At 54.5% G+C, this 1,010-nt stretch carries 1 pseudogene; it reads right to left on the bottom strand.

Annotated elements, in window-relative coordinates:
* Positions 1–948 (bottom strand): annotated as a pseudogene (locus tag QP994_RS11025) (IS3 family transposase); the annotation flags it as partial.
* Positions 949–1,010 lie beyond the last annotated feature (62 nt).

Raw genomic sequence — 1,010 nt, 5'->3', positions numbered from 1 at the left:
CAACGATTGAACGGTCGAACAGGTCCATCACCGGTGACAGGTAGACCTTGCGGCCTGCGACCCTGAACTCGGTGACGTCGCTGACAAAGACGGCATTTGGCTTATCTGGGGTGAACTTGCGGTCAAGGGTGTTGTCGGCAATGTGACTGATCGTCCCGTTGTAGGAAACATATGGCCTGCGCTGGCGGACCTTGGCTCGAAACCCCATCTCACACATGAGTTTGTAGACGAGTTTGTGGTTGACCACCCACCCCTGGTTACGCAGGTCAAGAAGCACTCGTCGGTAGCCGTAGCGATGCTTGTTACGCTCGAAACTTTCCCGAATCGCATCTTTAAGCGCAGCGTGCTTATCCGGCTCGGTGAGTCGTTTCTGGTGGTAGAAGAACGTCGACCGTGCCATGCCTGCCGCAGCCAGGAGGTACTCCAAGCGGTGGTGTGACTTGAGGATGACAATCGCCTGGGCTTTTAGGCGCGTCCCTGGTTCCTCAAGTCCCGCAATTTTTTTAGATATGCGTTTTCCGCTTCCAACCGTGCGATCTGGCTCCGCAGCTTCTCTTCCTCCGAGAGCGGCTTCGGTGCGACCGAGCCTTTGGGCCTGCCCTTCGGCTTGGGTTTTAGCGCCTCATCGTCGCCTTTGCGCCACTTAGACACCCAGTCCTTGACGAGTTGGTCGGATGAAAGATTGAACTCTCGCGCAAGATCCATCGCTGTCTCACCCGCAAGGTGGCGTTGGACAACTTCCTTTTTGATTTCGAACGAATACTGCTGCTTAATCGGTTTCTCCACAAGACATAGCCTGCCATGCAGCTTAAACCGACGATAGAGCTTACGGACAGCGCATCCGGAGACACCAAGAGCATTGGCAGCAGCTCTATAGCCCATGCCTTGCTCAAATAGCTCAACCAACTGCTCGCGCTGATACTCACTCAGCGAACTACGTGCTCTCAATGAAAACTGCTCCCCACTAGTCGGTAACTGATTTCTCAGTCCAACTAATGGGGAGCAGTTCA

It is taken from the genome of Corynebacterium sp. MSK044 (assembly GCF_030232825.1).
In the GTDB taxonomy this organism is placed as follows: Bacteria; Actinomycetota; Actinomycetes; order Mycobacteriales; family Mycobacteriaceae; genus Corynebacterium.
The sequence above is the reverse complement of the archived record's forward strand: the minus strand, read 5'-3'. Positions and strand labels throughout refer to the sequence as shown.